This is a genomic window from Roseateles sp. P5_B10, from assembly GCF_056400485.1.
Map to the genome: position 1 here is coordinate 1 of NZ_JBFULE010000619.1, position 3169 is coordinate 3169.

General features: G+C 70.0%; 3 protein-coding genes. All 3 read left to right on the forward strand.

Features of this window, described 5'->3' with window-relative positions:
- Window positions 1-1973, forward strand: a 1973-nt coding sequence (locus AC1DU6_RS24865) for an HDOD domain-containing protein (RefSeq protein ID WP_477860336.1), incomplete at its 5' end; no start/stop codon positions are given.
- 192 nt (window positions 1974-2165) lie between these two features.
- On the forward strand, window positions 2166-2534 hold the full coding sequence (locus AC1DU6_RS24870; protein WP_082532696.1) for a DUF4398 domain-containing protein: 369 nt from the start codon (window positions 2166-2168) through the stop codon (window positions 2532-2534).
- Between the two features lie 18 nt (window positions 2535-2552).
- Window positions 2553-3169, forward strand: a 617-nt coding sequence (locus AC1DU6_RS24875; protein WP_477860338.1) for a DUF4398 domain-containing protein, incomplete at its 3' end; no start/stop codon positions are given.

Consider the following 3169-nt stretch of genomic DNA (forward strand, 5'->3'; position numbering starts at 1 on the left):
GCAACATCCTGCTCGACGCTCGCGGGCGGCCGCGCGTGATGGACTTCGGCATCGCGGCGCGGGTTTCGACCGACACCAACGCACCGTCACGCATCGTCGGTACGCCGGGCTATATCTCACCCGAGGCCGCGCGCGGTGCGCCACCGCATCCGCAGATGGACGTGTTCGCTGCGGCCATCATGCTGGCCGAGATGCTGAGCGGCCAGCGCCTCAACCACGACCCCGATCCCTGGCGCACCATCCAGCGCGTGCAGACCACCGACCTCATGCTGCCCTCGGGCCTGGACAGCAGCGTGGATGACGCCTTGCGCGCCATCGTTCAGCGCGGCCTGGCGCGCGAGCCATCGGCGCGCTGGCCGAGTGCGGCCCTGCTGCGCGACGCACTGGCCGCCTGGCTGCGCCCTGTCGCCGAGCCCGACGCCGAGGCCCAGGACGCGYCGGTGCTGGACTTTCTGCTGCGCCGCATGCGCCACAAGAGCGATTTCCCGGCGCTGTCCGACGCCATTCAACGCATCCAGCGCCTGACGCAGTCCGAGAACGAAAGCCTGGCCAGCCTGTCCAACGAGATCCTGAAGGACGTGGCGCTGACGCAAAAGCTGCTGCGCCTGGTCAACACGGCCCAGTACCGGCACGCCGGTGGTGGCGGCATCAGCACGGTGTCGCGCGCGGTGGCCCTGATCGGCTTTGCCGGCATCCGCAACCTGGCGCTGAGCCTGGTGCTGCTGGAGCGCATGGAGAACAAGGGSCACGCCAAGCGGCTGCGCGAGGACTATCTGCGCTCGCTGATGGCGGCGTCGCTGGCGCGTGAGCTCTGTCCCAACCCGCGCGAGGCCGAGGAGGCCTTTCTCGGTGCGATGTTCCACCACCTCGGTCGCTCGCTGACCGAGTTCTATTTCCCCGAGGAGGCCGACGCCGTGCGCCGCCTCGTCAGCCCAACTGACGACGGCCAGCCCGCCATCAGCGAGGCGGCCGCGTCGGCCCAGGTGCTGGGCATGAGCTACGAGGCCCTGGGCCTGGGCGTGGCCAGGCAATGGGGCCTGCCCGACAGCCTGCAGCGCGCCATGCGCCGACCGGTCGGCGAGGCGCCGCAGCGCCTGCTGGAAGACGGCACCGAGCGCCAGCGCTGGCTGGCCCGCGCCAGCAACGACATGGCCGACCTGATCCTGAACACGCCGCCCGAGCAGGCGCACGCCAAGCTGCGTGCCATGGCCCAGCGCCACTCGCGTGCGCTGGGGCTTAGCGCCGAGACCTTCGAGAAGGCCGCCGACACCGCGCGCCAGCACCTCGCGCAGATGACCGAGGCGCTGGAGCTGCACCTGCCCAAGGACTCGCGTGCGCAGCGCTTGCTCGCGCCGTTGACGCCCTCGGCGCACGACTCGCTGACAGCGCACGAACTCGCGCCCACCCAGGTGCTGGAGCGCACCCAGGACCAGCGCGCGGTTTCGCCCGCCGATCAGGCCACGCAGTTGTTGGCCGCCGGCGTGCAGGACATCACCGACGCGATGGTCGAGCAGTTCCAGCTCAATGCCGTGCTGCGCATGATCCTGGAGACCATCTATCGCGCGCTGGGCTTTCGACGTGTCCTGTTCTGCCTGCGCGATGCGCGCGGCCAGGCCCTCACTGGGCGGCTCGGCGTGGGCGCCGATGTGGAGCGCCTTGCGCCGCTGCTGCGCATCGACCTGACGGCCCAGCCGCTGGACCTGTTCGCCGCCGTCTGCCTGAAGGGCGCCGACACGCTGATCCAGGATGCGCGTGCCGCCAACATCGCCCCGCGGCTGCCGAGCTGGTTCCGTGGCGAGCTGCAGGCGCAGAGCTTCCTGCTGCTGCCGCTCATGCTGAAGGGTTCGCCCCTGGGGCTCATCTACGCCGACCACGCTCTGGCCGGCGCCGTGCAACTGGGCGAGAAGGAACTCTCGCTGCTGCGCACCCTTCGCAACCAGGCCGTGATGGCCTTCCGCCAAGCCACTGGCTGAGGCGCGTGCGGCCCTAACGCCGCTGTAGGGCAAATCCCACACCGCTTGAGGCCCCACGCTGACCGGTGCCGCACCGGCCCTCCGACTGGGGCCGGGCCCTCCGTCGCGAATACTCGTTAGGCATCCTGAGAGAACCCGAACCGGCGGGTGGCGATGCTCGAACGCCGGGTATGTCAAACAACAGGAGTTCGTATGAATCACCATTCGATGAATGGCCGAGGGGTCGCGTTGGCGGTGCTTGCCGCTGCTGCCCTGGCCGCATGTGCCACGACGGGCGACGCCCCGAAGGAGCAGATGGCGGTGGCCAATTCCGCTGTCGACCAGGCCAGCGGCAATGCCGCAGAAGCACCCGCGGAGCTGTCCACGGCCCGCGACAAGTTGGCCCGTGCCAACGTCGCCATGGCCCGCAAGGACTATGTGGCGGCCCGCCATCTGGCCGATGAAGCCGCGGCCGATGCGGCCCTGGCCCAGGCGACTGCCCGCACCGCCCGCTCCAGCCGCGCGCTGGCAGAGGTGCGCGAAAGCATCCAGCAGTTGCGGGCGCAGCTGAACCGTTCCTGATTCATTGAAAGGATTGCCATGACTTCCCCTACCCGATTTGTTTCGACACTGACCGCCCTGGCCGCTGCAACCGCCCTGTTCGCGGGCTGTGCCAGCGCCCCCACCGTCACGCCCGCCCTGCAACAGGCTCGCTCCAATGTGCGCAGCGCCGAGGCTGACCCGGCCGTGCTGAAGTACGCCTCGCTGGACGCTAAGAAGGCCGCTGATTCGCTGCGCCGAGCCGAAGAGCTGAGTGCCAAGCGCGAGTCGCCCGCTGACATCGACTCCGCGGCCTATGTCGCATCGACCCAGGCGCGCACGGCGATGGCCATCGGCCGCGCTGCCACGGAAGAAGAGGCCATCAAGTCCGCCGAGGCCGACCGCGAGCGCGCCCGCGCCGATGCCAATGCCAACCGCGCCAACGTTGCCCAGAACCAGGCCGCCAACGCTCAGATCGCAGCCGCCAATGCCAATGCCGACGCCAACGCCGCTCGCCAGCAGGCGGCCGCCGCCAACGTGGACGCCGCCCAGGCCCAGGCCCAGGCTGCCGCACTCGCGCAGGAGCTGGCCGATCTGCAGGCCCGCCAGACCGACCGCGGCATGCTGGTCACGCTGGGCGACGTGCTGTTCGAATTCGGTCGCGCCGAGATCAAGCC